Annotated in this window: 26 protein-coding genes; 12 read left to right on the top strand and 14 right to left on the bottom strand. The window is 63.4% G+C overall.

Annotation, left to right across the window (positions count from 1 at the left end; genetic code table 11):
• Positions 1–311 precede the first annotated feature (311 nt).
• The 3 genes from clpB to rluD form a co-directional block, all read right to left on the bottom strand.
• On the bottom strand, positions 312–2876 hold the full coding sequence (gene clpB, locus C4Q26_RS15525) for an ATP-dependent chaperone ClpB (RefSeq protein ID WP_104881231.1): 2565 nt from the start codon (positions 2874–2876) through the stop codon (positions 312–314).
• 227 nt (positions 2877–3103) lie between these two features.
• On the bottom strand, positions 3104–3841 hold the full coding sequence (gene pgeF / locus C4Q26_RS15520; protein WP_104883270.1) for a peptidoglycan editing factor PgeF: 738 nt from the start codon (positions 3839–3841) through the stop codon (positions 3104–3106).
• On the bottom strand, positions 3838–4800 hold the full coding sequence (rluD, locus tag C4Q26_RS15515; protein WP_023382448.1) for a 23S rRNA pseudouridine(1911/1915/1917) synthase RluD: 963 nt from the start codon (positions 4798–4800) through the stop codon (positions 3838–3840). Before rluD ends, pgeF begins: the two co-directional genes overlap by 4 nt.
• A gap of 147 nt (positions 4801–4947) precedes the next feature.
• On the opposite strand from rluD, the gene C4Q26_RS15510 reads away from it, so the two are divergent.
• The 10 genes from C4Q26_RS15510 to C4Q26_RS15465 all read left to right on the top strand — a co-directional run bounded on the left by C4Q26_RS15510 (position 4948) and on the right by C4Q26_RS15465 (position 14723).
• On the top strand, positions 4948–5967 hold the full coding sequence (locus C4Q26_RS15510; protein ID WP_023382449.1) for an outer membrane protein assembly factor BamD: 1020 nt from the start codon (positions 4948–4950) through the stop codon (positions 5965–5967).
• Between the two features lie 94 nt (positions 5968–6061).
• The gene (locus C4Q26_RS15505; protein WP_023382450.1) at positions 6062–6292 is read left to right on the top strand and encodes a PP0621 family protein; all 231 of its coding nucleotides are present in this window, start codon (positions 6062–6064) and stop codon (positions 6290–6292) included.
• Positions 6293–6473: 181 nt separating this feature from the next.
• Entirely contained in the window at positions 6474–7238 is a 765-nt protein-coding gene (locus tag C4Q26_RS15500; protein WP_023382451.1) for a FadR/GntR family transcriptional regulator, read from the top strand.
• Between the two features lie 90 nt (positions 7239–7328).
• A complete protein-coding gene (locus C4Q26_RS15495) occupies positions 7329–8531 on the top strand; it encodes an ABC transporter substrate-binding protein (protein ID WP_023382452.1) in 1203 nt (400 codons plus the stop codon).
• A 65-nt stretch (positions 8532–8596) separates the two neighbouring features.
• A complete protein-coding gene (locus C4Q26_RS15490) occupies positions 8597–9457 on the top strand; it encodes a branched-chain amino acid ABC transporter permease (RefSeq protein ID WP_023382453.1) in 861 nt (286 codons plus the stop codon).
• A gap of 1 nt (position 9458) precedes the next feature.
• The gene (locus C4Q26_RS15485) at positions 9459–10478 is read left to right on the top strand and encodes a branched-chain amino acid ABC transporter permease (RefSeq protein WP_023382454.1); all 1020 of its coding nucleotides are present in this window, start codon (positions 9459–9461) and stop codon (positions 10476–10478) included.
• Complete coding sequence (locus C4Q26_RS15480; protein WP_023382455.1) at positions 10478–11230, top strand: ABC transporter ATP-binding protein; 753 nt, start codon at positions 10478–10480, stop codon at positions 11228–11230. Before C4Q26_RS15485 ends, C4Q26_RS15480 begins: the two co-directional genes overlap by 1 nt.
• Positions 11230–11925 carry an ABC transporter ATP-binding protein gene (locus C4Q26_RS15475; protein WP_023382456.1) on the top strand — a complete coding sequence of 232 codons (696 nt, stop codon included), beginning with the start codon at positions 11230–11232 and terminating at the stop codon, positions 11923–11925. Before C4Q26_RS15480 ends, C4Q26_RS15475 begins: the two co-directional genes overlap by 1 nt.
• A 100-nt stretch (positions 11926–12025) precedes the next feature.
• Positions 12026–13303 (top strand): Zn-dependent hydrolase, encoded by a 1278-nt coding sequence (locus C4Q26_RS15470; protein WP_023382457.1) that lies wholly within the window; start codon positions 12026–12028, stop codon positions 13301–13303.
• A gap of 1 nt (position 13304) precedes the next feature.
• A complete protein-coding gene (locus C4Q26_RS15465; RefSeq protein WP_104883269.1) occupies positions 13305–14723 on the top strand; it encodes an amidase in 1419 nt (472 codons plus the stop codon).
• A 93-nt stretch (positions 14724–14816) separates the two neighbouring features.
• On the opposite strand, the gene thiO is transcribed toward C4Q26_RS15465, so the two are convergent.
• Genes thiO through C4Q26_RS15440 form a run of 5 tightly spaced genes read right to left on the bottom strand, consistent with a single transcriptional unit; the run spans position 14817 to position 17678 of the window.
• Positions 14817–15914: a glycine oxidase ThiO gene (gene thiO / locus C4Q26_RS15460; RefSeq protein ID WP_104883268.1), complete on the bottom strand. Its 1098-nt coding sequence runs from the start codon at positions 15912–15914 to the stop codon at positions 14817–14819.
• A gap of 55 nt (positions 15915–15969) precedes the next feature.
• Positions 15970–16359 carry a type IV pilin protein gene (locus tag C4Q26_RS15455; protein WP_023382460.1) on the bottom strand — a complete coding sequence of 130 codons (390 nt, stop codon included), beginning with the start codon at positions 16357–16359 and terminating at the stop codon, positions 15970–15972.
• A 1-nt stretch (position 16360) separates the two neighbouring features.
• The gene (locus tag C4Q26_RS15450) at positions 16361–16834 is read right to left on the bottom strand and encodes a hypothetical protein (protein ID WP_023382461.1); all 474 of its coding nucleotides are present in this window, start codon (positions 16832–16834) and stop codon (positions 16361–16363) included.
• Positions 16831–17484 (bottom strand): PilW family protein, encoded by a 654-nt coding sequence (locus C4Q26_RS15445; protein ID WP_023382462.1) that lies wholly within the window; start codon positions 17482–17484, stop codon positions 16831–16833. Before C4Q26_RS15445 ends, C4Q26_RS15450 begins: the two co-directional genes overlap by 4 nt.
• Entirely contained in the window at positions 17481–17678 is a 198-nt protein-coding gene (locus C4Q26_RS15440) for a prepilin-type N-terminal cleavage/methylation domain-containing protein (protein WP_023382463.1), read from the bottom strand. Before C4Q26_RS15440 ends, C4Q26_RS15445 begins: the two co-directional genes overlap by 4 nt.
• Positions 17679–17788: 110 nt before the next feature.
• Here C4Q26_RS15440 and C4Q26_RS15435 point away from each other — a divergent pair, with 110 nt between their 5' ends.
• Positions 17789–18280 carry a GspH/FimT family pseudopilin gene (locus C4Q26_RS15435; protein WP_027907755.1) on the top strand — a complete coding sequence of 164 codons (492 nt, stop codon included), beginning with the start codon at positions 17789–17791 and terminating at the stop codon, positions 18278–18280.
• Here the strand turns inward: C4Q26_RS15435 and ispH are convergent, their stop codons facing one another.
• The 6 genes from ispH to murJ form a co-directional block, all read right to left on the bottom strand.
• Positions 18281–19228: a 4-hydroxy-3-methylbut-2-enyl diphosphate reductase gene (ispH, locus tag C4Q26_RS15430; protein WP_023382465.1), complete on the bottom strand. Its 948-nt coding sequence runs from the start codon at positions 19226–19228 to the stop codon at positions 18281–18283.
• A 14-nt stretch (positions 19229–19242) separates the two neighbouring features.
• Positions 19243–19680: an FKBP-type peptidyl-prolyl cis-trans isomerase gene (gene fkpB / locus C4Q26_RS15425; protein ID WP_023382466.1), complete on the bottom strand. Its 438-nt coding sequence runs from the start codon at positions 19678–19680 to the stop codon at positions 19243–19245.
• On the bottom strand, positions 19673–20188 hold the full coding sequence (lspA, locus tag C4Q26_RS15420) for a signal peptidase II (protein WP_023382467.1): 516 nt from the start codon (positions 20186–20188) through the stop codon (positions 19673–19675). The genes fkpB and lspA overlap by 8 nt, the downstream gene beginning before the upstream one ends.
• A complete protein-coding gene (gene ileS / locus C4Q26_RS15415) occupies positions 20181–23012 on the bottom strand; it encodes an isoleucine--tRNA ligase (protein ID WP_104883267.1) in 2832 nt (943 codons plus the stop codon). The genes lspA and ileS overlap by 8 nt, the downstream gene beginning before the upstream one ends.
• Positions 23009–23959, bottom strand: coding sequence for a bifunctional riboflavin kinase/FAD synthetase (ribF, locus tag C4Q26_RS15410; RefSeq protein ID WP_023382469.1), 951 nt, complete (start codon positions 23957–23959; stop codon positions 23009–23011). The genes ileS and ribF overlap by 4 nt, the downstream gene beginning before the upstream one ends.
• 118 nt (positions 23960–24077) lie before the next feature.
• Positions 24078–25616 (bottom strand): murein biosynthesis integral membrane protein MurJ, encoded by a 1539-nt coding sequence (murJ, locus tag C4Q26_RS15405; RefSeq protein ID WP_104881225.1) that lies wholly within the window; start codon positions 25614–25616, stop codon positions 24078–24080.
• A 250-nt stretch (positions 25617–25866) separates the two neighbouring features.
• Between murJ and rpsT the strand changes: the two genes are divergently transcribed.
• Positions 25867–26145, top strand: coding sequence for a 30S ribosomal protein S20 (rpsT, locus tag C4Q26_RS15400; protein ID WP_023382471.1), 279 nt, complete (start codon positions 25867–25869; stop codon positions 26143–26145).
• Positions 26146–26197 lie beyond the last annotated feature (52 nt).

Below are 26197 nucleotides of genomic sequence, written 5' to 3'. Positions count from 1 at the left end.
TCGAACCCTTTAGCTTCTTCGCTTTCGCGTTGTCGCTGCTGAGGCCGGCTATTCTACATTCTTCGTTTTGCTTGTCAACCACTTTTTTTCATTCAACTTACTGATTTGTAAGTTGTTTTGCGATCCCCGGTGTTGCTGGTGATTCGCTTAGTGCCTGACAACGCGGCGTATATTAGGGGCACTCGATTTTAGATGCAAGCAAAAATTTCAAAATTTTCAGCAAGTTATCTGGGAGTGCCGAAAAGCCTGGGTTTTCGGGGGGCCGGCTAAAAAAAGCCCCGCGAATGCGGGGCTCGTGGCACAGCGGTGAATCAGGCGAAGACGATCTCGTCGCCCTCGACCGTGGCGGTAATCGCCGTGCCTGGCATGAACGTGCCTGCCAGGATCAGCTGCGCCAGCGGGTTTTCGATCCAGCGCTGGATCGCCCGCTTCAGCGGCCGTGCGCCATACACCGGGTCGTAACCCACGGCGATCAGCTTGTCCAACGCTTCCGGGCTCAGGCTCAGCGTCAGCTCGCGTTCGAGCAGGCGGCTGCGCAGGCGGCCCAGCTGGATCTCGGTGATGCCAGCGATCTGGTCGCGGCCCAGGGGCTCGAACACCACCACTTCGTCGATCCGGTTGATGAACTCCGGACGGAAGTGCGACCCCACCGCATCCATAACCGCCGCACGCTGGGCTTCGCGATCGCCCACCAGTTCCTGGATCTGCGCCGAGCCCAGGTTGGAGGTCATCACGATCACCGTGTTGCGGAAGTCCACGGTACGGCCATGGCTGTCGGTCAGGCGGCCGTCCTCCAGCACTTGCAGCAGCACGTTGAACACATCCGGGTGTGCCTTCTCCACTTCGTCGAGCAACACCACCGAATAGGGCTTGCGGCGTACGGCTTCGGTCAGGTAACCGCCCTCTTCATAACCGACGTAGCCTGGCGGGGCACCGATCAGGCGAGCCACGGAGTGTTTCTCCATGAATTCGGACATGTCGATGCGCACCATGGCCTCTTCGGTGTCGAACAGGAACTCGGCCAGCGCCTTGCACAGCTCGGTCTTACCCACACCGGTCGGGCCGAGGAACAGGAACGAACCACTTGGCCGGTTGGGGTCGGACAGCCCTGCACGGGAACGGCGCACGGCGTTGGCAACGGCGGTGACCGCTTCGTGCTGGCCAATCACACGCTGGTGCAGCAGCGCTTCCATCTTCAAGAGCTTCTCGCGTTCACCTTCGAGCATCTTGGAAACGGGGATGCCGGTCCACTTGGACACCACTTCGGCAATTTCTTCCTCGGTGACTTTGTTACGCAGCAGCTGGTTATCCGACTTGCCGTGCTGGTCGACCATCTGCAGGCTGCGCTCCAGGTCTGGAATCACTCCGTACTGCAGCTCGGCCATGCGGCTCAGGTCGCCTTTGCGACGGGCGGACTCCAGCTCCTGGCGGGCTTGCTCGATCTTTTGCTGGATCTGCGCCGAGCCCTGTACTTCAGCCTTTTCGGAAGCCCAGATTTCTTCAAGGTCGGAGTACTCACGCTCCAGACGCTCGATTTCTTCGGTCAGCTTCTCAAGGCGCTTCTTCGCGGCCTCGTCTTCTTCTTTCTTCAGCGCCTGGGATTCGACTTTGAGCTGGATCAGGCGGCGGTCGAGGCGGTCGAGCACTTCGGGCTTGGAGTCGATCTCCATACGGATGCGGCTGGCCGCTTCGTCGATCAGGTCGATGGCCTTGTCGGGCAACTGACGGTCGGTGATGTAGCGGTGGCTGAGCTTGGCCGCGGCGATGATGGCGCCGTCGGTGATCGCCACCTTGTGGTGCACTTCATAGCGCTCTTTCAGGCCACGCAGGATCGCGATGGTGTCCTCTTCGCTCGGCTCTTCGACCAGCACTTTCTGGAAGCGCCGCTCAAGGGCTGCGTCCTTCTCGATGAACTGGCGGTATTCATTGAGCGTGGTAGCGCCAACGCAGTGCAGCTCGCCACGGGCCAGGGCCGGCTTGAGCATGTTGCCTGCGTCCATGGCGCCCTCGCCTTTACCGGCGCCGACCATGGTGTGCAGTTCGTCGATGAACAGGATGATCTGGCCTTCCTGCTTGGACAGCTCGTTGAGCAGCGCCTTGAGGCGCTCTTCGAACTCGCCCCGGTATTTGGCGCCGGCAATCAGGGCACCCATGTCCAGGGCCAGCAGGCGCTTGCCTTTGAGGCCATCGGGCACTTCGCCGTTGATGATGCGCTGGGCCAGGCCCTCGGCGATGGCGGTTTTACCCACGCCAGGCTCACCGATCAGCACAGGGTTGTTCTTGGTACGACGCTGCAGCACCTGCACGGTGCGGCGGATTTCGTCGTCACGGCCGATCACAGGGTCCAGCTTGCCTTCCTCGGCGCGCTTGGTGAGGTCGACGGTGTACTTGTCCAACGCCTGGCGCGATTCTTCGGCATTGGCGTCATTGACCGCCGCGCCGCCGCGCAGGTTGTTGATGGCATTTTCCAGGGCTTTCTTGGTCACGCCCTGGCCGAGCAGCAACTTGCCGAGCTTGCTGTTCTCGTCCATGGCGGCCAGCAGTACCAACTCGCTGGAGATGAACTGGTCACCTTTCTGCTGGGCCAGGCGGTCGGCCTGGTTGAGCAGGCGCGCCAGGTCCTGGGACATGTTCACGTCGCCCGTAGGGTTCTGGATCTTCGGCAGCTGGTCGAGCTCTTTGACCAAGGCCTGGCGCAGGCTGTTGACGTCGAAGCCGACTTGCATCAGCAGCGGCTTGATCGAACCACCTTGCTGCTCGAGCAGCGCTTGCATCAGGTGCACGGGCTCGATAGCCGGATGGTCCATGCCAACGGCCAGGGATTGGGAATCGGATAAAGCCAGCTGCAGCTTGCTGGTCAAACGGTCTATTCGCATGGGGTACCTTCCTTTAAAGGGCAGGTCGGAGCGATGGACAGCGCCTGTTGATGAAGAAACCTGCCTGAGATGACCTTATAGATAAGGTTGATTCTGGAAGATTCAAGCGTAGCGGGCTTGACGTGGATCAGCTTTGAGAGTGCAAGAGGGGTCGCTTCGCACCGCGCAAAATCAGAGGCAGGCGCTGGCGCTAGCCTGCGATGAGCCGCGAAGCGGCCCCGCCAATCTCAAACCTGCAACCAGACCAACGAAGCGAACCGCCCACCCTGCGGGGTCCGGCGATAAGAGAAGAACCGCGGGTCGCTCACCGTGCAGAAGCCACCGCCATAAACGGCCGTGACCCCACGTGCCGCCAGGCGAATACGCGCCAGCGCATAAATGTCCGCCATCAGCTTGCCGGGGCGCTCGCCGTCGACGAAGGCCGTGGCCGCTTGCGGGTGCACAGCGGTGAATGCATCGCGCACTTCCGGGCCCACTTCGAATGCCGTTGGTCCGATGGCCGGCCCCAACCACACCAATACCTCTTCAGCGGGCAGCGCCAGGCGGTCCAGGGTAGCCTCCAGCACGCCCCCGGCCAGCCCGCGCCAGCCGGCATGGGCTGCCGCCACACGGGTACCGGCGCGGTCGCAGAACAGCACCGGCAGGCAATCGGCAGTCATCACGGTGCAGGCGATGCCGGGCTGGTCGGTCCAGCTGGCGTCGGCTTCGGCAACGATAGAGGGGTCTGCATCGGCCACCACCAGCCCGTGCACCTGTTTCAACCAGGCAGGCTCGATGGCGAATTCATCGCTCAGGCGGCGGCGGTTCTCGGCGACCGCTGCAGGGTCGTCGCCCACATGGTCGCCAAGGTTGAAGGATTCGTAGGGCGGCAGACTCACGCCGCCCTGGCGGGTGGTGACGCAGGCGCGAACCGAGGCTGGGGCTGGCCAGTCGGGAATCAACAGCGACTGCATCAATTCACTCATCCGATGAAACTCTCGCGGTCCTGGTTGAGCAGCGATAGCAGCCAGACGAAATCATCCGGCAGCGGCGATGCCCATTCCATGCGTTCACCGGTGGTGGGGTGATCCAGTGCCAGGAAACGCGCATGCAGGGCCTGGCGCGGGAAGTTCTTGACCGCGTCGACCATGGTCGGGCTCGCCGCAGGCGGAATGCGGAAGCGACCGCCGTAGGTCTGGTCGCCGACCAGCGGGAAGCCCACGTGGGCCATGTGCACGCGGATCTGGTGGGTACGGCCGGTCTCCAGCTTCACCCGTACGTGGGTGTGCGAGCGGAAGCGCTTGAGCACGCGGTAGTGGCTGACCGCCGGCTTGCCGCCGTCGGTGACGGCCATGCGCTGACGCATGCCGCCATGGCGGCCGATCGGGGCGTCGATCTTGCCGCCCGCGGTCACCACGCCCACCACGATGCACTCGTAGATACGGCTGACGCTGCGTTTTTGCAGTTGGTCGACCAGGTTGGTCTGCGCCTGCAGGGTCTTGGCCACCACCATCAGACCGGTGGTGTCCTTGTCCAGGCGGTGGACGATGCCTGCGCGCGGCACATTGATGATGTCCGGCACGTGGTGCAGCAGGGCATTGAGCAGGGTGCCATCGGCATGGCCTGCCGCAGGGTGGACCACCAGCCCGGCAGGCTTGTTGATCACCAGGATCTGGTCGTCTTCATAGACGATGTCCAGCTCGATGTCCTGAGCCACCCACTCGCCCTGGGCCTCTTGCTCGGCATCCAGGGCCAGCAGCGAGCCGCCGTGCACGGTGTCGCGGGGGCGCAGGACCGCGCCGTCGACCGTCAGGCGGCCCTCTTTGATCCACGAAGTCAGCCGCGAGCGCGAGTACTCGGCGAACAATTGGGCTGCGACCTGGTCGAGGCGTTGGCCGCCCAGTTCGGACGGTACCTCTGCGCTAAGTTGAATGATCTCGGACATGCTCGATTCGGCGGGCGCACAGCCTTTGGTTTCGGCTGCGAGCTTGTGGTTAAATACGGCTTCTTTTGTCCCGGGGTTGGCCGGGGCGCTCATCATAACAGGACGGCACCGCCCAAGACAGCGGCCGTCAAAGGGACGCAAGCCGCCATGCAAGTGAAACACCTGCTGCTGATCGCCATCCTCGGGCTCACCGCGGCCTGTTCCTCTAACAAAGAAGTGATCGACGAGAACCTCAGCGAGGCCGAGCTGTACCAGCAGGCCCAGACTGACCTGGACAACCACAGCTACAACAGCGCCGTGAGCAAGCTCAAGGCCCTGGAGTCGCGGTACCCGTTCGGCCGCTACGCCGACCAGGCGCAGCTCGAACTGATCTACGCCAACTACAAGAACTCCGAGCCTGAAGCTGCCAAATCGGCTGCCGAGCGCTTCATCCGTCTGCACCCGCAGCACCCGAACGTCGACTATGCCTACTACCTCAAGGGCCTGACTTCGTTCGACCAGGACCGTGGCCTGCTGGCGCGATTCCTGCCGCTGGACATGACCAAGCGCGACCCGGGTGCCGCGCGCGACTCGTACAACGAGTTCGCCCAGCTGACCAGCCGCTTCCCGAACAGCCGTTACTCGCCGGACGCCAAGCAGCGCATGATCTACCTGCGCAACCTGCTGGCCTCCTATGAAATCCACGTGGCCGACTACTACCTGAGCCGCCAGGCTTATGTCGCCGCGGCCAACCGTGGCCGTTACGTGGTGGAAAACTTCCAGGAAACCCCGTCGGTCGGTGACGGCCTGGCGATCATGGTCGAGTCCTACCAGAAGATGCACCTGGACGACCTGGCCGCCACCAGCCTGGAAACCCTCAAGCTCAACTACCCCGACCACCCAAGCCTGGTCGATGGTCAGTTCCAGCCCAAGCAGGACGAGGCTGATGGCCGTTCGTGGCTGTCCAAGGCCACCCTGGGCCTGATCGAGACCGAAACGCCGCTGCCACCGGGTGAAACCCGCGCCAACCAGGACGTGGTCAAGCAGTTCCAGGACGCTCGCTCGGAAATGCCGGAAGAGCTGCTGCCCAAGGACGAAGACGGCAATCCGATCCTGCCGGAAGGTCCGAAGGAAGCCGAGAAAGACCGTTCGTGGTTCAGCTACATGACCTTCGGTCTGTTCGACTGATACACGGCACTACAAGAAAGGGAGGCTCAGGGCCTCCCTTTTTCGTGGGGGCCGCCCTAGACTGGTGGCTTCCTCTCTGAACAAGCTGGACACCATGGTTCGCCTACTCTTCTGGATCGCCCTGATCGCCGCCGCGTTCTGGCTGTGGCGCAAGTTCAAGATCAGCCAACAGTCGCATCCCGAGCCCAAGCTCGACGACCCGCTGAAGATGGTGCGCTGCGCCCATTGCGGGGTGCACCTGCCCAACGACCGGGCACTGCGCCAGGGTAACGAGTGGTATTGCAGCCAGGCGCACTTGCAGCAAGGCCCTGGCCGCCAAAACTGAACACACAGCCCTGTAGGAGCGGGTCATCCGCTCTTACAGGTTGCGCGGTAATTTTCTTGCGCTCTTATCCCTCCCCGACGCTTTCGCACCGTTTACGACCCCTCCCCAGCCTTCGGCATTGACCCCTATGGGCAAAACTCGCTAAATCCTATTTATCCGCATAAATATGAAAAATAGCGAAATGCTCAAACCCAAACGCAAGCGCCAGAAGCTGTCGGATGTGATCGTCGAATCGGTCAAGCGCTCTATCGTCACCGAAGCGCTGCACCCTGGCGATCGGCTGCCCACCGAGCGTGAGCTGATGGAGCATTTCGAATGCTCCAAAGGCACCGCCCGCGAAGCGCTCAAGGCCCTTGAAGTGGAAGGCCTGGTCAGCACCCGCACCGGCCCGAGCGGTGGCGCCTACCTCAATGAGGTCGGCACCGAGCCGGCCAGCCGCGCACTGCGCAACTACTTGCACTTCCAGCACCTGGACGGCGAGCAGGTGTACCAATTGCGCAAAGTCATCGAGGTCGAGCTGGCGGTGTCGGTCATGGGCAAGCTGAGTGACGCTGACTATGCGGCCCTGCAAGCCAACATAGACTTCTGCAGCGCGCCGGAAGACAGCGAAGAAGGGCAGCGCGAACAACGGCTGGCGGAGCTGGAGTTCCACACGCTGCTGGCCGACCGTTGCCCCAACCCGCTGCTGCGTTTCATGGCAGTGTTCCTCAACGACCTGCTACGCGACCTGGTGGTGCTGAAAAAGGCCTACCTGCCCAAGCGCCAGCAGTTCGCTGCCGCCAACATCGCGTACCACAAGCAGCTGCTGACAGCCTTGCGCGCCAGCGACGAACCCGCTGTACGCCGGTTGATGCACGAACACATGTGCGACGCCGAGCACCACATGACCGCGCTCGAAGGCGAGGTTGCCCGCAACTTCCTGCTGGAGTTCGAACACCACCACTGATGCGCCTGGAAAGAGGCCTGCACACAGGCCCGGTCGTACCCGCTTTGTCATTGCCACTCCTGCCTAATAACCAGAACCAAGGAGTTACCCATGCAAAGACGTACCCTGCTCAAGGCAGGCCTTGCCCTGGGTGCCCTAGGAGGCCTCCCCTTGGGGGCGCACCGGGCATTCGCCGACCAACCGCTGACCTTCTATGGGCTCAAGTCCATGTCTGGGGCCTTCGCCAGCTACGGCAAGTACGCCGACATGGGCTCGCGTCTGGCCATCGCCGAGTACCCACAGTTGCTCGGCCACCCGCTCAAGTACAAGGTCATAGACACCGAAGGCAACGCCGGTAAAGCGGTGCGCAAGGTGCAGGAAGCCATCGGCCAGGACGGCGCGCGCTTCTTCCAGGGCTGTACGCTGTCGTCCTCGGCATTGGCGGTGTCGAAGGAAATCCACAAGGCCGGCGGCGTGTTCATGACGCCAGTAGGCGCCGACGAAATCACCGGCAAGGACTGCAATGCCTCGACCTTCCGATGGTCAGTGCCCACCTACGGCGCTATCCGCGAAACATTGGTGCCGATGATCCGCCAGCTGCCGCAGGCCAAGCGCTGGTACACCATCACCCCGCAATACGTGTTCGGCGATGCCCTGCTGGACAACGCCCGCAAGGTATTCTCCGAGTTCGGCGTCGAACACATCGGTAATAGCTACCACTCGCTGCAGGAGCAGGAGTTCTCCGGGTACCTGACCAACGCCATCGCCGCCAAACCCGATGTGCTGGTGCTGCTCAACTTCGGTAGCCAGGCATCCAATGCACTGCGCCAAGCGGTGAACTTCGGCATCAAGGACCGCATGAGCGTGCTGATGGTGTGGTCAGCGGGCCTGGACCAGTTCCAGGAGTTGGGCAGCGACGTGCTCGAAGGCGTCTATCTGGGCGCTCAGTACTGGCACCAGGTCGACACCCCGCTGAACAAGCAACTGGTCGCAGCCACCCGTAAAGCCTACGGCATCAACCCCAATTACCCGTTGGCGGCCGACTACATCGGTACCAAGGTCATGCTCGAAGCGATCATCAAGGCCGGCAGCCTCGAAGGCGCCGCGGTGTCCGCCGCACTCCAGGGCATGCGCTTCCAAGGCCCGACTGGCGATGAACTGATCCGCCCGGGTGACCACCAGGTGCTCAAGGATTACTACCTGCTGCGCGGCAAGCCCCAAGGGCAGATGCGCGACGAGGACGACCTGGCCGAAGTCATCAGCTCGGGGCGCTCGTTCATCGAGGTCGACCACACCGGTTGCGCCCTGGCCTGAAGCCAAGGCGTTAGTCAAACACACTCGTACAGGCAGCCGCACCGCGCGCTGTCGAGGGCACGCTCATGCTCGATTTGTACCTGTTCCAACTGCTCAACGGCCTGGGCCTGGGGATGATCTACTTCCTCATCGCCGTCGGCCTGACGATCATTTTCGGCTTGCTGAACTTCGTCAACTTCGCCCACGGCGCGTTCTTTCTGCTGGGCGCCTACCTGTGCTACACCGCCGTGGCTGTTACCGGCAACTTCTGGCTGGCGCTGCTGATCGCGCCGCTGGTGGTGGCCGCGCTGGCCTGGGCGGTGGAGCGCCTGCTGATCAAGCGCATCTACCACTTGCCGCACACCTTCCAGATCCTCGTCACCCTCGGCATTGCGCTGATCATCCAGGAAGCCTCGGTACTGATCTGGGGCCCAGTGGGCAAGAACATCGCCGTGCCGCCGGAACTGCGCGGGGTGCTGATCCTCGGTGACTTCATCTACCCCTACTACCGCCTGTTCCTGATCGGTTTCGCTGCCCTGATCGGCCTTGGCTTGTGGCTTCTGCTGGAGCGCACCCGCTTCGGCGCCTTGGTTCGGGCCGGCAGCGAGAGCACCGAAACCGTATCGCTGCTGGGCACCAACATCTTCCGCCTGTTCTCTTTGACCTTCGCCCTGGGCGTGGGCCTGGCCGGCGTGGCGGGCGTCCTTTTCGCTCCGCTGCGGGGTGCCCAGCCTTTCGTCGGCCCGGAAATCCTCGGCATCGCCTTCGTGGTGGTGGTGATCGGCGGCATGGGCTCGTTCGGCGGTGCGCTGGTCGGCGGCCTGCTGGTGGGTGTGGTGCAAAGCATGATGACCAGCCTCTGGCCGCAAGGCGCCAGCCTGATGATCTATGGCGCCATGGCCGCGGTCATCCTGGTCCGTCCTTATGGCCTGTTCGGGAGAGCGTGAGATGAGCGAGAAAAACCCATTACCCGTTGCCAAGGGCCGCGCGCCAGCTCTGCTGTCGCTGGTCGTCGCCAGCCTGGTTGCGCTGCCGCTGCTGCTGCCGTCGGCCACCCTGGCAACCGAGATCCTGATCTTTGCCCTGGCAGCGCTGGCCTGCAACCTGCTGCTCGGTTACACCGGCCTGCTCTCTTTCGGCCAGGGCATCTTCTTCGGCGCCGGTGCCTACGGTGCGGCGCTATTGATGATTCACCTGCAGTGGGGGCTGTTCGCCGCCCTGCTCGGCGCAGCCTTGTTCGGCGCCTTCCTGGCGCTGCTGGTGGGGGCCCTGGCGATTCGCCGCAAAGGCATCTACTTCGTCATGCTGACCCTGGCCTTCAGCCAGATGGCCTACTTCCTGGCCTACACCCTCAGCGGTTGGACCGGCGGTGACAATGGCCTGCTCGACGTGCCACGCCCGAACATCGAAATGGCCGGCCACGTGCTGGTGGACCTGGGCGACCCTCGGCACTTCTACGTGTTCGTCGCGGTGCTGTTCCTGCTGATCTTCGCCGGTGCCCTGCGGGTAATCCGCTCGCCATTCGGCAGCACCCTGCTGGCCATCCGTGAGAACGAAACCCGCGCCGCGGCCATTGGCTACGACATCCGACACTTCAAGATCCTCGTTTTCATGCTGTCGGGTGCCATAACCGGCATCGCCGGTGCGCTGTACGCCATGCTGCTGCATTTTGCGCCGCTGTCGAACATCGACCTGATGATGAGCGAGAACATCCTGATCATGACCATCGTCGGCGGCACCGGCTCGCTGTTCGGCTCACTGCTCGGCGCTGGCGCCATCGTGTTGCTGGGCGATGTGCTGTCGGAGCTGTGGCCACGCTGGCTGATGTTGCTGGGGGTGATCCTGATCCTGGTGGTGGTCTTCATGCGCGGCGGCCTGTGGGGCGGTCTGGCCGAGTTGGGCAAGCGCCTGCTGGCGCCACGCAGTGCCAGCGACAAACCCCAGGCCAACACCAAGGAGACCCTGTGATGAGCGACTACCTTCTGCAAACCCGCCAACTGGAGCTGGCCTATGGGCCGTTCAAGGCGGTCGCAGGCGTTGACCTCAAAGTGAGCGCCGGCACCATTCATACCGTCATCGGCCCCAACGGCGCTGGCAAGACCAGCCTGTTCCACTGCCTGACCGGTGAGCGTCAGGCCACCGGCGGCCAGATCCTGTTCAACGGCCAGGACATCGTCCGCAAACCCTCCCACGGCCGCGTTGCGCTGGGCATGGCGCGCTCGTTCCAGCTCACCAGCCTGTTCCAGAACCTGTCGGTTCGCGAGAACCTGCGCCTGGCCGCCCAAGGCCGCGACGGCCTGGGTGCGCTGAACTTCTGGCGCAGCGTCGAGCACAAGCGTAGCCATTGGGACACCGCCGACCAGGTGCTCGAGCGCCTGAAACTCACGGCCCGCGCCGAGACGCTGGCCGGCGAGCTGTCGCACGGCCAGCAGCGGGTACTGGAAGTCGGCATGTCGATCTGCGCCAGGCCCACCCTGCTGATGCTCGACGAGCCCACGTCGGGCATGGGCATCGACGATATCCCGGTCATGACAGCATTGATCAGCGACCTTGGGCGCGACCACACCGTGCTGCTGATCGAACACAACATGAGCATCGTCATGTCGATCAGCCAGCGCATCACCGTGATGAGCCACGGCCAGATACTGGTCGAAGGTACCCCTGAACAGGTGCGCAACGACGAACGCGTACGCACCGCTTACCTTGGAGAGGCCGCCTGATGCTCAACGTCGACTCGATCCACTCCTATTACGACAAGAGCCATGTGCTCGAAGGCGTCTCGCTCAAGGTCGAGGCCGGCGAGCTCGTGACCTTGCTTGGGCGCAACGGTGCCGGCAAGACCACTACCCTGCGCAGCATCCTCGGCATCGTCCGCCCGCGTCAGGGGCAGATCACCTTCAACGGCCAGCAACTGGTTGGCCGCGAGATCTTCGATATCGCCCGGCTCGGCATCGCCTTGGTGCCCGAGCACCGTGGCATCTTCCGCCAGCTCAGCGTGGAGGAAAACCTCAAGATCGCCCTGCGCAAGGACAGCCGTTGGCAGCTTGAGGATGTGTACAGCATGTTCCCGCGCCTCAAGGAACGGCGCCGCAACGGCGGTTTTGCCCTTTCCGGTGGTGAGCAGCAGATGCTGGCCATCGCCCGTGCGCTGCTCAACGACCCCAAGCTTCTGATCCTCGACGAACCCACCGAAGGTCTGGCCCCGGTGATCGTCGACGAACTGGTGAAAATCCTGCGACGGATCAAGGACGAAGGCCTGTCGATCCTGCTGGTGGAACAGAACCTGATGGTCTGCGACGCCCTCGCCGACCGTCACTACGTGCTCGAACAGGGCCGCGTGGCCTATCAGGGTAGCGCTGCGCAGTTTCGCGAAGACCCGAGCATCAAGAACCGTTACCTGGCCTTGAGCGCCTGACTGTGGGTTGTGTGTACCGGCTCTTTCGACGGGACCCGGCGCAGGCCACACAGCACACCGCCATTGAATTGACCATGTTTTGCTTCAGGAGAGATGAACCATGAACACCCGCATCGATCCCTCGCAGCACCTGCTCGGCCAGGGTTCGCTGGTCAGCCGCGACCGCCTCTGGCAATCGCTGATGGACCTGGCACGACTGGGTGCCACCGCCAAGGGCGGTGTCTGCCGCCTGGCCTTGACCGACCTTGACCGTCAAGCCCGCGACCTGTTCGTGCGCTGGTGCGAGGAAGCCGGCTGTACCGTCAGCATCGACGCCATCGGCAACATCTTCGCCCGCCGCCCCGGGCGCAACCCGGCGCTGCCACCGGTGATGACCGGTAGCCATATCGATACACAGCCCACCGGGGGCAAGTTCGATGGGTGCTACGGGGTCATGGCTGGCCTTGAAGTGATCCGTACCCTGAACGACCTCGACCTGAGCACCGAAGCCCCCTTGGAAGTGGTGGTATGGACCAACGAAGAAGGCTCACGCTTCCCACCGTGCATGATGGGCTCTGGCGTGTTTGCCGGTAAGTTCGGCCTGCAGGAAACCCTGGAAAAGATCGACGACCAGGGCCTGTCGGTTGGCGCCGAGCTTCAGCGCATCGGCTATGCCGGCCCGCGCGCGCCCACCGGGCATGCCGTTGGCGCCTATTTCGAAGCGCATATCGAGCAGGGCCCGATCCTGGAAGACCAACGCACCACCATCGGTGTGGTCCAGGGCTGTCTGGGGCAGAAATGGTTCGATCTGGTGCTGACCGGCGTCGAAGCCCATGCCGGCCCCACCCCGATGCACCTGCGCAAGGACGCACTGGTCGGCGCCGCCGAAGTGGTGGCGGCGGTCAACCGCTCGGCCCATGCACACCAGCCTCACGCTTGCGGCACGGTCGGTTGCCTGACCCTGCACCCCGGCTCGCGCAATGTCATTCCCGGCCAGGTACAGATGACCATCGACCTGCGTCATCTCGACCCCGACCACCTCGCCAGCATGGTGGGCGAAGTACGTGCCGCCATCGAAGCCAGTGCAGCGAAACACGGCCTGAGCTATGAACTGACACCGACCGCGGACTTCCCACCGCTGTACTTCGCCGAGCAATGCGTCGATGCCGTGCGCCAGGGAGCCCGCGCTCTGGGGCTAAGCCACATGGACATCGTCAGCGGCGCCGGCCACGACGCGATCTTCCTGGCCGAACTGGGGCCGGCCGGTATGATCTTCGTACCGTGCGAAGGTGGCATCAGCCACAACGAGATCGAAAATGCCGCACCACAGGACCTGGCCGATGGCTGCGATGTCCTGCTGCGCGCCATGTTCCAGGCTGCCAATCCAGGAGCCCGCTGAGATGACCGAGAAAACCGCGATTGGCGAGTTCACCGCCGTCGAACTGCTGGAGCTGTACCAACGCCGGCAGTTGTCACCGGTCGAGGTGGTCGACGATGTGCTGACGCGCATCGACCTGCACAACCCGGCAGTCAATGCCTACTGCCATGTCGACGGCGAGGGGGCCCGCGCCGCGGCCCGCGCCAGCGAACGACGGTGGCTGCGGGGTGAGCCCTGTGGCCGGCTGGATGGCGTGCCTGCCTCGATCAAGGACCTGACCCTGACCTCTGGCATGCCCACGCGCAAGGGTTCGCGCACCACGTCGGCTGCAGGCCCATGGGAAGTTGATGCGCCCTTCACCGCTTTCATGCGCGAAGCCGGCGCGGTGCTGGTGGGCAAGACCACTACGCCGGAGTTCGGCTGGAAGGGGGTCACCGACAATCCGCTGTATGGCATCACTCGTAACCCCTGGGATACCCGGCTGACCGCTGGCGGATCATCCGGCGGCGCCGCGGCGGCTGCCGCGCTGAACCTGGGCGTGCTGCACCAAGGAAGCGATGCCGGTGGCTCGATCCGTATCCCCTGTGCCTTTACCGGTACATTCGGCATCAAGCCAACGTTCGGCTATGTACCGCAATGGCCGGCCAGCGCCATGACCGTCCTCTCGCACTTGGGGCCGATGACGCGCACGGTCGACGACTCGGTGCTGATGCTCGACTGCGTCGCCCGACCCGATGCGCGCGACGGGCTGGCAGGCGCACCACGCCAGACGCCGTGGCTGGGTCAGGATCAGGACCTTGGCCACCTGCGCATCGCCTACAGCGCCGATTTCGGGTATGTGAACGTCGACCCGCAGATCCAGGCGTTGGTGGCACAGGCGGTGAAGCGCCTGGCTCGGTTGGGGGCGCAGGTCGAAGCAGTCGACCCAGGATTCGACGACCCGCTGGAAACCTTCAATACGCTGTGGTTTGCCGGAGCTGCACGGTTGGCCAGCGCGTTCAGCGATGAGCAGCGAGCCCTGCTTGACCCTGGGCTGCGGTGGATCGCCGAACAGGGTGCGCGAATCAACCTGAGCGAATACACCCAGGCACTGGAGGCCCGGGCGGATCTGATCGCGAAGATGAATGCCTTCCATCAGCGCTATGACGTGCTGGTAACGCCCATGTTGCCGCTGGTGGCATTCGAGGCGGGGCACAATGTGCCGCCTGGGTCAGGGATGGCGCAATGGATGGAATGGACGCCGTTCAGCTACCCCTTCAACCTGACTCAGCAGCCCGCGGCCTCCATACCGTGCGGGTTTACCCGCGAGGGGTTGCCCGTCGGGCTGCAAGTGGTTGCCGGGCGGTTTGCCGATGAGCACGTGCTGCGGGTGTGCAAGGTGTATGAGCAGCATTATCCAAGCCGGCACCTTCAGGTGCCGCTGACAGGCTGCAATGGCTGATGGCTTGGCCGGCGCATCGCCGGCCAGCCAACGCCCACAAGGAGCGCGCGGAGCCCGAGAAGATCACGGGCCGCACTGCGGCCCAGCGCACGATCAGCCAAGGCGCCCCGCCGGCGCATAGGGCGCCGGGTCGATAATCGGCTCGGCCCCTGTCAGCAGATCGGTGAACAGTTGGCACGATGCCGGCGCCAGCACCAGCCCGTTGCGATAATGCCCGCAATTGAGCCACAGCCCATCATGCCCCGGCACCCGCCCGATGTATGGGATGCCTTCCGGTGAGCCTGGCCGCAAACCGGCCCAGTGCCCCACGACCTCGGCATCTGCCAGCGCCGGTAGCAACTCCACCGCCGAAGCCTTCAGGCTTTCCAGTGCCTCTGGCGTTGGCGTCTTGTCGTAACCGGCATGCTCCAGCGTACTGCCCACCAGAATGTGCCCATCACGTCGTGGAATTGCATAACGCCCCTTGGCCAGTACCATGCTGGGCAGGAAATCGGCGGCGCACTTGAAGAGGATCATCTGCCCCTTCACCGGTTCCACCGGCAAGGTCAGGCCCAGGGTGCCGAGCAGGTCGCCACTCCAGGCGCCAGCGCTGAGTACCACGTCATCGGCCTCGATCACCCCGTCAGCGGTCCGTACGCCTGTCACGCACCCGCTTTCTTGACGGAACCCTGTGATCTGGCAATGCTCGCGTATTGTCACGTTGGGCAGCGCCAGCAATGCCGCCTTGAGCGACTTCACCAGGCGAGGATTACGCACGTTGGCTACACCGGCCATGTAGATGGCCCGCTTGAAACCAGGCCCCATGACCGGGACCGCGTCGTAGGCAGCCGAGATGTCGACGGCACTGAGCGGGCGGCCCGCGCGCTGAGCCCAAGCCAAAGCTTCAGCTTCGTCGTCCAGGTCGAGCCAGTACAGGCCGGTGGTGTGAACTTCCGGGTCCAACCCGGTGCTGGCGAACAGACGCTCGCCAAGCTGTGGATAAAAGTCCTGCGACCAGTGCGCCAAGGCGGTGACCGCCGGGCTGTAGCGCCACGGGTACAGCGGCGAGACGATACCGCCACCGGCCCAGGACGACTCGCGGCCAACCTCGCCCTGGTCACAGACCACTACCTGGCCGACTTTCTCCGCCAGGTTGAACGCCGTCAGCAGGCCGATCACTCCGCCGCCAACAACCACTACTCGTTTGCTCATCTGTCGATCCAAACACCTGAAGTAAATCCGCGATGCACCCGGCATCATTCAACCTTCAGCTTCCCCAACAGCGTTCAGCGTCGCCGGACGCGCCGGGGTTGGCGCGCACACCGGCCTGGTCGAGCTGGAAATCGCCACAGCGATCAACGGCCATCAGGCCGCTCGGCAGCCGGCGTGCCAACAGCGTGAAGGTGTCGCTGCCACGTTGGGCGTGCAGCCTGTAGTGACGATTCCCGTCAGGTAACCGGGGGTCGCCCTCGGCATACTGGCCAGTGAGCGCACGATGACGCTCCAGGCGCAGGGCGGCTTCGTGCAGCAGGCCAACCACTTCGCTGCGTGCGGCTCGCCTGAGCTGGTCGCTGTAACTGGGGTAGGCAATGGCTGCCAGAATGCCGGTCACGGCCAGGACAATCAACAACTCGATCAGGCTCAAACCTTGCTGCATGTCAGTCCCGCCTCAGTCTCTGCCGCCAAAGGATGCGCTGCGCTACCTGCCCGTGAGCGGCTGGCACAGCGTAGACCGCCTCCACCACTTGCCTTGACTCGCTCTGGCGACTGACGGCGGTCACCCTGTACAACGTGACTTCCTCGCCCTCTGCGCGGTGGGCGGCACGGGTACTCGCGCCCAGATTCTGAAGCTGAAAGTAGCCGCTCTCGGTGCCTTGCCATGCCCCCTGCAGCTCGTGCGGGCGCGAAGGGGGCTGGCAGTCCTTGCACAATGCAGGTGGCGCGCGCTCCAGCTCGGCTTCGGCGAACTGCAGGGTGGTCTCCACCTGTTCCAGCGCCTGCAGGCCATCGCGCAGGTAACCGGTCATGCGCGTCTCCAACAGCGCATCGCGCAAGGCCGACGCTGCAATCAGGGCAAGTAGCAGGCTCAGCACCAACGCCAGCAACAGCACCATGCCGCGTTGGCGTTTCATGATTCGTCCACCGGGTTGCGTACCGCAACGGTCAGTGCGTAACGCTGCTCGATACCCAAGGTTGGCTCGTACAGCGCCAGCTGGATATCCACCCGCCCTCCGCCAAGCGCTGGCACATGGACCAAGCGCAGTTCGCGCACGTGGTTGACCAGAGGCTGGAAGTTTCGGCTGTTGGCACGCTTGAAGACCAACGTCGTGCCTTCAAGCCGGTAGCTGTGGCGGCTGATCGGAAACGCCAAAGGAAGCTGGTCGTTGCCCTCGCGCGCGCGATGCACCTGTACCTGTTCGATGCAATCGGTGCGAAGGGTCCAGTTCGGTATTCCGGTGTATCCAGGCAACTCGGCCACGACCAGGTCGAGGCTGGATGTACCGACTTGCAACGGCTGGGCGAAGGCCTGGATCGCCTCTGGTGCCTTGAAGTCGCCGGGTTGCGCTCGCAGACACCCGAACATGCCGGCCATGCGTATGCTTTGCGCCATGTGCAGCAGTGCAAACCGGGCATCGTCCTGCATATGGACCGCCGCGCCTTGCAGGCGCCAGGCCTGATGCGCGGCGACGAACACCTGGCTGACCGCCGCCAGGCACATCAGCCCGATGGCAAGCGCCAGCATCACTTCGAGCAGGCCGAAGCCTCCTTGCTCGCGGCTCATGGCTGCCTGCCCTGGGCCCTGCCCCGCTCGTGCTCGCTGTGCGCGCTCAGCGCGGCCTGCCCCTCGTGGCGGGCGCTTTCGGTGGCTTGCATCGCTCGCAACTGCGATGCGGCCGCAGCGAACATGCTCAACGACACCACCACCACGGCCAACAGCACTTCCAACAGCGTCATCCCCTGATCCCTCGTGCGCATCCGTGCACCTCCTGCGACTTTTCCCCCTGAAGAGCGCGAACTTGGCCGACTGGACCTTGCCGCCATCGACCTTGAAGCTAAAGCGAAGCACTTCCGGGGAGGAATGCACGGTGCGGCAACAAGGGGCAACACTGATACAAATGATGTTCGCGTTGGCGCTCGCGGCGGTGCTTACGCAACTGGGCATGCCTGCCTACATCAACATGACCGATGACCTGCATCGCTCGGCAGCCGCACGGGACCTCTTGCAAGGCTTGCGTAGCGCTCGCAGCCATGCGCTTCTGCAAAGCCGTGCGGTGGCGATTCAACCGTTGGACAGTGACTGGGGGACAGGTTGGCGAATCGTGCTCGCTGACAACGAACAAGTGCTGCGGGAACATCGCCTGGCGCGACCGCTGCGGGTCGTGGCGAGTACGAGCAGAGAGGTGGTATTCAGCGAGATCGGCATCGCGCAGGGGCGCAATGCCAGTCTGCAAGGGATAACGCTGGAGGTGTGCAGACGGGTTGCCGAAAGCACACCCTATCGGGTCATCGTGGCACCGAGCGGTCGGGTCAGGCTGACGACAGACGAACCCGACCGACCCGCTTGCCAGGCCAGCTGATCAGATCAGCGAGCGAACCCGCAGCTCCTTGGGCATCGAGAAGGTGATGTTCTCTTCGCGTCCATCGAGCTCTTCGGCACCGGTCGCGCCCCAGGACCTGAGCTGCTCGATCACGCCACGCACCAGCACCTCCGGCGCCGAAGCACCCGCGGTAATGCCGATGCGGGCCATGCCGTCGAACCAGGCACGTTGCAGGTCTTCGGCACCATCGATCAGGTAGGCCGGTGTGCCCATGCGCTCTGCCAACTCGCGCAGGCGGTTGGAGTTGGAGCTGTTGGGGCTCCCCACCACCAGCACCACATCACACTCGTCGGCCAATTGCTTGACCGCGTCCTGGCGGTTCTGGGTCGCGTAGCAGATGTCATCCTTGCGCGGGCCGCCAATGTTCGGGAAGCGCGCGCGCAGGGCGTCGATCACACGGCTGGTATCGTCCATCGACAGGGTCGTCTGGGTCACGAAGGCCAGGTGATCGGGGTTGCGCACTTGCAGCCTGGCCACATCGTTCTCGTCTTCGACAAGGTAGATGGAGCCGCCATTGCTGGGATCGTACTGCCCCATGGTGCCTTCGACTTCCGGGTGACCGGCGTGGCCGATGAGGATGCACTCACGGCCATCGCGGCTGTACTTGGCCACCTCGATGTGGACCTTGGTCACCAGCGGGCAGGTGGCGTCGAACACCTTCAGGCCACGGCCGGCAGCTTCCTGGCGCACCGCCTGGGAGACGCCATGGGCGCTGAAAATGACGATCACGTCATCCGGCACCTGGTCCAGCTCTTCGACGAAGACGGCGCCACGGTTGCGCAGGTCTTCGACGACGAACTTGTTGTGCACCACTTCGTGACGCACATAGATCGGTGGGCCGAAGACTTCCAGGGCGCGGTTGACGATCTCGATCGCCCGGTCGACCCCCGCGCAGAAGCCGCGCGGGTTGGCGAGTTTGATTTGCATGCTCGGCTCCAGGCTCAAAGCGCCTTGACCTCGAGGATTTCCACCTCGAAGTTAAGGGTCTTGCCAGCCAGTGGGTGATTGAAGTCGATGGTCACCTGGTCGTCATCGAACGCTTTGACCACACCCGGCAGCTCGGTGTTGGCGGCGTCGTTGAAGATGACCAACAGCCCTTCGGACAACTCCATGCCCTCGAACTGAGACCGCGGCATGACCTGCACGTTCTGCGGGTTGGGCTGGCCGAAGGCATTCTCCGGGGCCACGACGACCGTGCGCTTGTCGCCGGCCTTGAAGCCGAACAGCGCATTTTCAAAACCAGGCAGCAGGTTGCCATCACCGACCTTGAAGGTCGCCGGGGCCTTGTCGAAGGTGCTGTCGACGGTGTCGCCGTTTTCCAGGTGCAGCGCGAAGTGCAGGGTCACTTCGGTGTTCTGGCCGATACGGGTTTCAGTCATGGACAGCTTCCTCGGACTTCTTGCTCTTGAACATATCCAGCGCCAGCATCACCGCACCGACGGTAATGGCGCTGTCGGCCAGGTTGAAGGCCGGGAAATAGTAACGGTTCTGCCAGTGCACCAGGATGAAGTCGACCACATGGCCGAGCACGATCCGGTCGTACAGGTTGCCCAGCGCACCGCCAAGCACCAGCGACAGGGCCACCGCCAGCCAGGTCTCGCTGCGCCCCAGGCGCTTGAGCCAGACTACCAGCACGGCACTGACCACCACGGCGATGAGGGCGAACAGCCAGCGCTGCCAGCCCGAACTTTCCGCCAGGAAGCTGAATGCTGCGCCGGTGTTGTAGGCCAGGGTCCAGCTGAAGTAGTCGGGAATGACGACGATCTGTTGGTACAGGCTCAACTTGCCTTCGAAGTACACCTTGGTGACCTGGTCAAGGACCAGGACCACCAGGCTGAGCCAGAGCCAGGCAAGGCGCCCGAAGCGCCCCGCTGCAGGGTTAGGCATAGTGGCGCACCTCACCCGAACCGCCCAGGTTGTCGACGCAACGGCCGCAGATTTCCGGATGCTCCGGGTGGCTGCCGACGTCAGCGCGGAAATGCCAGCAACGGCCGCACTTGGCGTGACCGGACTTGACCACTTTCAGCTTGAGGCCTTCGACTTCGGTTGCAACGGCATCCGCCGGTGCCTGGACGAACGGCACGACGCTGGCCGCCGAGGTGATCAGCACGAAGCGCAACTCGTCGCCCAGCTTGGCCAGGTCGGCGCTGAGGGCGTCCTCGGCGTACAGGGTAACTTCCGCCTGCAGGTTGCCGCCGATGACCTTGGCCGAACGCTGGTTCTCCAGCTCCTTGTTGACCGCTGCCTTGACCGCCATGACGCGATCCCAATAAGCGCGGTCCAGCTCGGTGCCTTCCGGCAGCTCGCTCAGGCCTTCGTACCAGCCATTGAGCATCACCGACTCGTTACGCTCGCCTGGCAGGTACTGCCAGATCTCGTCGGCAGTGAAGGCCAGGATCGGGGCGATCCAGCGCACCAGCGCCTCGCTGATATGGTAGAGCGCGGTCTGGCAGGAACGACGGGCGACACTGTTGGCGCCGGTGGTGTACTGGCGATCCTTGATGATGTCGAGGTAGAAACCACCCAGCTCCTGGACGCAGAAGTTGTGAACCTTGGAGTAGACGTTCCAGAAGCGGTACTCGCTGTAGTTCTCTTCCAGCTCGCGCTGCAGCAGCAGGGTGCGGTCAACCGCCCAACGGTCCAGTGCGATCATGTCTTCCGGGGCCAGCAGGTCGCGGGCCGGGTCGAAACCGGACAGGTTGGAAAGCAGGAAGCGCGCGGTGTTGCGGATGCGGCGGTAGGCATCAGCGCTGCGCTGCAGGATCTGCTCGGAAACAGCCATTTCACCGGAGTAGTCGGTGGCGGCTACCCACAGGCGCAGGATGTCGGCGCCCAGGGTGTTGTTGACCTTTTCCGGCTCGATGGTGTTGCCCAGCGACTTGGACATCTTGCGGCCGTTCTCGTCCACGGTGAAGCCGTGGGTCAGCAGCTCGCGGTACGGCGCGTGGTTGTCGATGGCGCAACCGGTCAGCAAGGACGAGTGGAACCAGCCGCGGTGCTGGTCGGAACCTTCCAGGTAAAGGTCGGCGCGCGGGCCAGTGGAATGACCGATGTCGTGGGAGCCACGCAGCACGTGCCAGTGGGTGGTGCCCGAGTCGAACCACACGTCCAGGGTATCGGCGATCTTGTCGTACTGGCCGACTTCTTCACCCAGCAGCTCGGCGGCGTCCAGCTTGAACCACGCCTCGATGCCTTCTTTCTCGACGCGCTTGGCCACTTCTTCCATCAGCTCGACGGTACGTGGGTGCAGCTCGCCGGTCTGCTTGTGCAGGAAGAACGGAATCGGCACGCCCCAGTTGCGCTGACGCGAGATGCACCAGTCCGGGCGGTTGGCGATCATCGCGTGCAGGCGCGCCTGGCCCCAGGCCGGGACGAACTTGGTGTCCTCGATGGCCTTGAGCGCGCGCTCGCGCAGCGGCTGGCCTGTGGTTGGCTGCTTGTCCATGCCGACGAACCATTGCGCGGTGGCGCGGTAGATCAGCGGAGTCTTGTGGCGCCAGCAGTGCATGTAGCTGTGGCTGATGGTTTCGGTGTGCATCAGCGCACCGACTTCGCTCAGCTTCTCGACGATGGCCGGGTTGGCCTTCCAGATGAACTGACCGCCGAAGAATTCCAGCGAGTCGACATACACACCGTTGCTTTGCACCGGTGTGAGGATGTCGTCGTTGACCATGCCGTAGCGCTTGCAGGTGACGAAGTCGTCTTCACCGTAGGCTGGCGAGGAGTGAACCACACCGGTACCGGCGCCCAGTTCGACGTAGTCGGCCAGGTAGATCGGCGACAGGCGGTCGTAGAACGGGTGACGGAAGTTGATCAGTTCCAGGGCCGAACCCTGGGCGGTAGCCAGCATCGTGCCTTCCAGGTTGTAGCGCTTGAGGCACGACTCGACCAATTCTTCGGCCAGCACCAGCAGGCGCTCGCCGGTATCGACCAGGGCGTACTTGAACTCCGGGTGGATGTTCAGCGCCTGGTTGGCAGGGATGGTCCACGGGGTGGTGGTCCAGATCACGATGGCAGCGGGCTTGGCCAGCGCCGACAGGCCGAAGGCGGCGGCCAGCTTGTCGGCGTCGGCAACCGGGAAGGCCACATCGATGGTCTGGGACTTCTTGTCGGCGTACTCGACCTCGGCTTCTGCAAGTGCAGAACCGCAATCGAAACACCAGTTCACCGGCTTGAGGCCCTTGAACACGAAACCTTGCTTGACCATTTCGGCCAGGGCGCGGATTTCACCGGCCTCGTTGGCGAAGTTCATGGTCTTGTAGGGGTTGTCCCAGTCACCCAGTACGCCAAGGCGGATGAACTCGGTCTTCTGCCCTTCGATCTGCTCGGCGGCGTACTCTCGGCACAGCTCGCGGGTGCGGTCGGCCGACAGGTGCTTGCCGTGGGTGACCTCGACCTTGTGCTCGATCGGCAGACCGTGGCAGTCCCAACCCGGCACGTATGGCGCATCGAAGCCTGCCAGGGTCTTGGAACGGACGATCATGTCCTTGAGGATCTTGTTCAGCGCATGACCGATGTGAATCTTGCCGTTGGCATAGGGCGGGCCGTCGTGCAGGACGAACTTCGGACGGTCCTTGCCAATTTCGCGCAGCTTCTGGTACAGGCCAATGCTGTCCCAGCGCTGCAGAATCTGCGGTTCGCGCTGAGGCAGGCCGGCCTTCATCGGGAAGGCGGTGTCCGGAAGGTTTAGCGTGGCTTTGTAGTCGGTCATTTCAGGCTCTTCGTTAGCGGTTGAGCGTGCCAATGTGCACGTGCGGCGGCGATGTCCGCGTCGATCGCCGACTTCAGCGCCTCCAGGGAGGCGAAACGCTGCTCTTCACGCAGCTTGTGGTGGAATTCCACCGTCAGGCGCCGGCCATACAGATCGCCGGCATAATCCAGCAGATGAATCTCGAGGTGCGGGCGCCCGTCACCGGATACGGTGGGGCGCACGCCAATGTTGCCAACGCCCGGCCAGGCCTTGCCGTCGATCTCGATACTGGCCAGGTAGACCCCGGACAGCGGCACGCGGCGGCGCTTGAGCTGGATGTTGGCGGTTGGGGTGCCAAGCTGGCGCGCCAGCTTCTGGCCATGCAATACCCGCCCGGTGATGCTGTACGGGCGGCCCAGCAGGTGTTCGGCCAGTTCGAAGTTGGCCTCGGACAACGCCTTGCGCACCTCGGTGCTGCTGACGCGCAGGCCGTCCTGAATCACGGTGTTGGCCGCCTCGACGGTGAAGCCGTAGCGGTGACCTGCCTCAACCAGGAAGGCGAAATCGCCGGCGCGGTCGCAGCCGAAGCGGAAGTCATCGCCCACTTCCAGATGCTTCACGCCAAGACCATCGACCAGGATCGCCTTGACGAAGGCCTCGGCGCTGAGCTGGCTCAGACGTTGGTTGAAAGACAGGCATAGAACGCGGTCGATACCTTCGCCAGCCAGCAGCTCGACCTTGTCGCGCAGGCGTGCCAGGCGCGCGGGCGCGGTGTCCGGGGCGAAGTATTCGCGAGGCTGAGGCTCGAAGACCACCACGCAAGTGGGCAGGCCCATGGCCTGGCCGCGCTCGCGCAGGCGCGCCAGGATTGCCTGGTGGCCACGGTGAACCCCGTCGAAGTTGCCAATGGTGGCGACACAGCCCCGGTGCTCGGGGCGCAGGTTGTGAAGACCTCGAACCAGCTGCATAACGCGCTTCTTGCTCATAAAGTGGCCGATTATAACCACACCCGGGCGCTGGTGACAGGCAACAGCGCCGAGGGGTGGCGTGGAATGCGAAAAACCGACGCCTGACCCGCCTTCAGCTTCAATGCAGGGCCTTGCGGGCGAAATGCCGGGGCCGGAAACCACACAGGTACAGGCAACCGAAATAGGTCACCACCCCCGCCAGGATCAATGCCCCCAGGCGTACGAAACGTTCGAGCATGCCGCCCAGCTCCCAGGCTGGCAGGTAATGCATGCCCACCAGCAACACCGCCGACATCAGCGTCACCGCCAACACCAGCTTGAACAGGAACATGGCCCAGCCTGGCTGCGGCTGGAACAATTGCTGGCTGCGCAGCTTCCAGAACAGCAGTCCGGCATTGAGGCAGGCGCCAAGGCTGATGGCCAGGGCCAGGCCGGCATGCTTGAGGGGGCCGATCAGCGCCAGGTTGAACAGCTGGGTGCAGACCAGGGTGAAAATGGCGATCTTCACCGGGGTCCGGATATTCTGCTGCGCATAGAAGCCAGGTGCTAGCACCTTGACCAGAATGATCGCCAGCAAGCCCACGGAATAGGCGATGAGCGCACGCTGGGTCATGGCCGCATCGAAGGCGCTGAACTTGCCGTACTGGAACAGTGCCACGGTCAGCGGCTCGGCCAGGATCGCCAGGGCCAGGGTGCAGGGCAGCACCAGCAGGAAGCACAGTCGCAGGCCCCAGTCGAGAATGCGCGAATACTCTTCGCGGTCCTTGTTGGCGTAGGTCTTGGCCAGGGTCGGCAGCAGGATGGTGCCCAACGCGACACCCAGCACGCCTGACGGCAGTTCCATGAGGCGGTCGGCGTAGTACATCCACGACACCGAGCCGGCCACCAGGAAGGACGCGAAGATGGTGTTGATGATCAGCGAGATCTGGCTGACCGACACCCCCAGGATGGCCGGCAGCATCTGCTTGAGCACGCGCCAGACGCCCGTGTCGCGCAGGTTGAGGCGCGGCAGCACGAGCATGCCGATCTTCTTCAGCGCCGGCAGCTGGTAGACGAGTTGCGCCAGGCCGCCGGCCAGTACCCCCCAGGCCAGCGCCATGATGGGCGGGTCGAAATACGGCGTCAGCAGCAACGCGAAGGCGATCATCGCCACGTTCAGCAAGGTCGGGGTGAACGCCGGGACGGAGAAACGGTTCCAGGTATTGAGGATCGCGCCGGCCAGGGACGACAACGAGATCAACAGTATATAAGGAAAGGTCACGCGCAGCAGGTCGGTGGTCAGCTGGTACTTCTCGGGGCTGTCGACGAACCCGGGCGCGGTTGCCCACACCACCCAGGGCGCGGCGAGGATGCCGACGGCGGTGACCAGCGCCAAGGCCAGGGTCAGCAGGCCACTGACATAGGCGATGAAGGTGCGGGTCGCCTCCTCGCCCTGTTGAGTCTTGTACTCGGCCAGGATCGGCACGAAGGCTTGCGAGAATGCGCCCTCGGCGAAAATGCGTCGCAGCAGGTTGGGCAGCTTGAAGGCGATGAAGAAGGCGTCGGTGGCGACACCAGCGCCAAACACACGCGCCAGGATGGTGTCACGAACGAAGCCCAGTACCCTGGAAATCATGGTGATGGAGCTGACAGCGGCGAGGGATTTGAGCAGGTTCATCGAAAAGTTTCACGCCAAGGGCAGAGGACGCTGCCAGACAGCGTCCGAATGTGCGATACTCCCGCGCCTTCGCATGGGAGCCAAAAATTCCCGAGTTTACAGGTCGCGCAGCAGAAAGGAATATTTCCCTCTTGTTGGCGCACCGCTCGGCGGAACCCTGCAGGTGGCCTTGACATCCGCTCGACTGATCGGCATGATTCGCGGCCTATTTTGTTTGCTATTTACCTAAAGTCTTTCGAGGAGCTCGACGGTGGCCAACACACCTTCCGCCAAGAAACGTGCAAAACAGGCTGAGAAGCGTCGCAGCCACAACGCCAGCCTGCGTTCCATGGTCCGCACCTACATCAAGAATGTAGTCAAAGCCATCGACGCAAAAGACGCCGAAAAAGCGCAAGCCGCCTACATCCTGGCTGTGCCTGTAATCGACCGTATGGCCGACAAGGGCATCATCCACAAGAACAAGGCTGCTCGCCACAAAGGCCGTCTGAATGGCCACATCAAGGCGCTGAAAGAAGCTGCAGCTGCCTAAGCGACGCGCTTGTCGAAAAACCGACCCTAGGGTCGGTTTTTTATTGCCTGCG

The sequence above is a fragment of the Pseudomonas sp. SWI44 genome, from assembly GCF_002947915.1.
GTDB classification, from domain to species: Bacteria; Pseudomonadota; Gammaproteobacteria; order Pseudomonadales; family Pseudomonadaceae; genus Aquipseudomonas; species Aquipseudomonas taiwanensis.
The sequence above is the reverse complement of the archived record's forward strand: the minus strand, read 5'-3'. Positions and strand labels throughout refer to the sequence as shown.

What these genes read in the sequence shown, in the direction of transcription:
- fkpB (WP_023382466.1), bottom strand. Translation starts at nt 19,680, where the DNA reads ATGACTGAAACCCGTATCGGCCAGAACACCGAAGTGACCCTGCACTTC.
- pgeF (WP_104883270.1), bottom strand. Translation starts at nt 3,841, where the DNA reads ATGAGTGAATTGATGCAGTCGCTGTTGATTCCCGACTGGCCAGCCCCA.
- C4Q26_RS15450 (WP_023382461.1), bottom strand. Translation starts at nt 16,834, where the DNA reads ATGAAACGCCAACGCGGCATGGTGCTGTTGCTGGCGTTGGTGCTGAGC.
- ribF (WP_023382469.1), bottom strand. Translation starts at nt 23,959, where the DNA reads ATGCAGCTGGTTCGAGGTCTTCACAACCTGCGCCCCGAGCACCGGGGC.
- clpB (WP_104881231.1), bottom strand. Translation starts at nt 2,876, where the DNA reads ATGCGAATAGACCGTTTGACCAGCAAGCTGCAGCTGGCTTTATCCGAT.
- lspA (WP_023382467.1), bottom strand. Translation starts at nt 20,188, where the DNA reads ATGCCTAACCCTGCAGCGGGGCGCTTCGGGCGCCTTGCCTGGCTCTGG.
- ileS (WP_104883267.1), bottom strand. Translation starts at nt 23,012, where the DNA reads ATGACCGACTACAAAGCCACGCTAAACCTTCCGGACACCGCCTTCCCG.
- C4Q26_RS15495 (WP_023382452.1), top strand. Translation starts at nt 7,329, where the DNA reads ATGCAAAGACGTACCCTGCTCAAGGCAGGCCTTGCCCTGGGTGCCCTA.
- murJ (WP_104881225.1), bottom strand. Translation starts at nt 25,616, where the DNA reads ATGAACCTGCTCAAATCCCTCGCCGCTGTCAGCTCCATCACCATGATT.
- rluD (WP_023382448.1), bottom strand. Translation starts at nt 4,800, where the DNA reads ATGTCCGAGATCATTCAACTTAGCGCAGAGGTACCGTCCGAACTGGGC.
- C4Q26_RS15510 (WP_023382449.1), top strand. Translation starts at nt 4,948, where the DNA reads ATGCAAGTGAAACACCTGCTGCTGATCGCCATCCTCGGGCTCACCGCG.
- C4Q26_RS15485 (WP_023382454.1), top strand. Translation starts at nt 9,459, where the DNA reads ATGAGCGAGAAAAACCCATTACCCGTTGCCAAGGGCCGCGCGCCAGCT.
- C4Q26_RS15465 (WP_104883269.1), top strand. Translation starts at nt 13,305, where the DNA reads ATGACCGAGAAAACCGCGATTGGCGAGTTCACCGCCGTCGAACTGCTG.
- C4Q26_RS15445 (WP_023382462.1), bottom strand. Translation starts at nt 17,484, where the DNA reads ATGAGCCGCGAGCAAGGAGGCTTCGGCCTGCTCGAAGTGATGCTGGCG.
- C4Q26_RS15505 (WP_023382450.1), top strand. Translation starts at nt 6,062, where the DNA reads ATGGTTCGCCTACTCTTCTGGATCGCCCTGATCGCCGCCGCGTTCTGG.
- C4Q26_RS15470 (WP_023382457.1), top strand. Translation starts at nt 12,026, where the DNA reads ATGAACACCCGCATCGATCCCTCGCAGCACCTGCTCGGCCAGGGTTCG.
- C4Q26_RS15480 (WP_023382455.1), top strand. Translation starts at nt 10,478, where the DNA reads ATGAGCGACTACCTTCTGCAAACCCGCCAACTGGAGCTGGCCTATGGG.
- C4Q26_RS15500 (WP_023382451.1), top strand. Translation starts at nt 6,474, where the DNA reads ATGCTCAAACCCAAACGCAAGCGCCAGAAGCTGTCGGATGTGATCGTC.
- C4Q26_RS15490 (WP_023382453.1), top strand. Translation starts at nt 8,597, where the DNA reads ATGCTCGATTTGTACCTGTTCCAACTGCTCAACGGCCTGGGCCTGGGG.
- C4Q26_RS15475 (WP_023382456.1), top strand. Translation starts at nt 11,230, where the DNA reads ATGCTCAACGTCGACTCGATCCACTCCTATTACGACAAGAGCCATGTG.
- C4Q26_RS15455 (WP_023382460.1), bottom strand. Translation starts at nt 16,359, where the DNA reads ATGCAGCAAGGTTTGAGCCTGATCGAGTTGTTGATTGTCCTGGCCGTG.
- thiO (WP_104883268.1), bottom strand. Translation starts at nt 15,914, where the DNA reads ATGAGCAAACGAGTAGTGGTTGTTGGCGGCGGAGTGATCGGCCTGCTG.
- C4Q26_RS15440 (WP_023382463.1), bottom strand. Translation starts at nt 17,678, where the DNA reads ATGCGCACGAGGGATCAGGGGATGACGCTGTTGGAAGTGCTGTTGGCC.
- ispH (WP_023382465.1), bottom strand. Translation starts at nt 19,228, where the DNA reads ATGCAAATCAAACTCGCCAACCCGCGCGGCTTCTGCGCGGGGGTCGAC.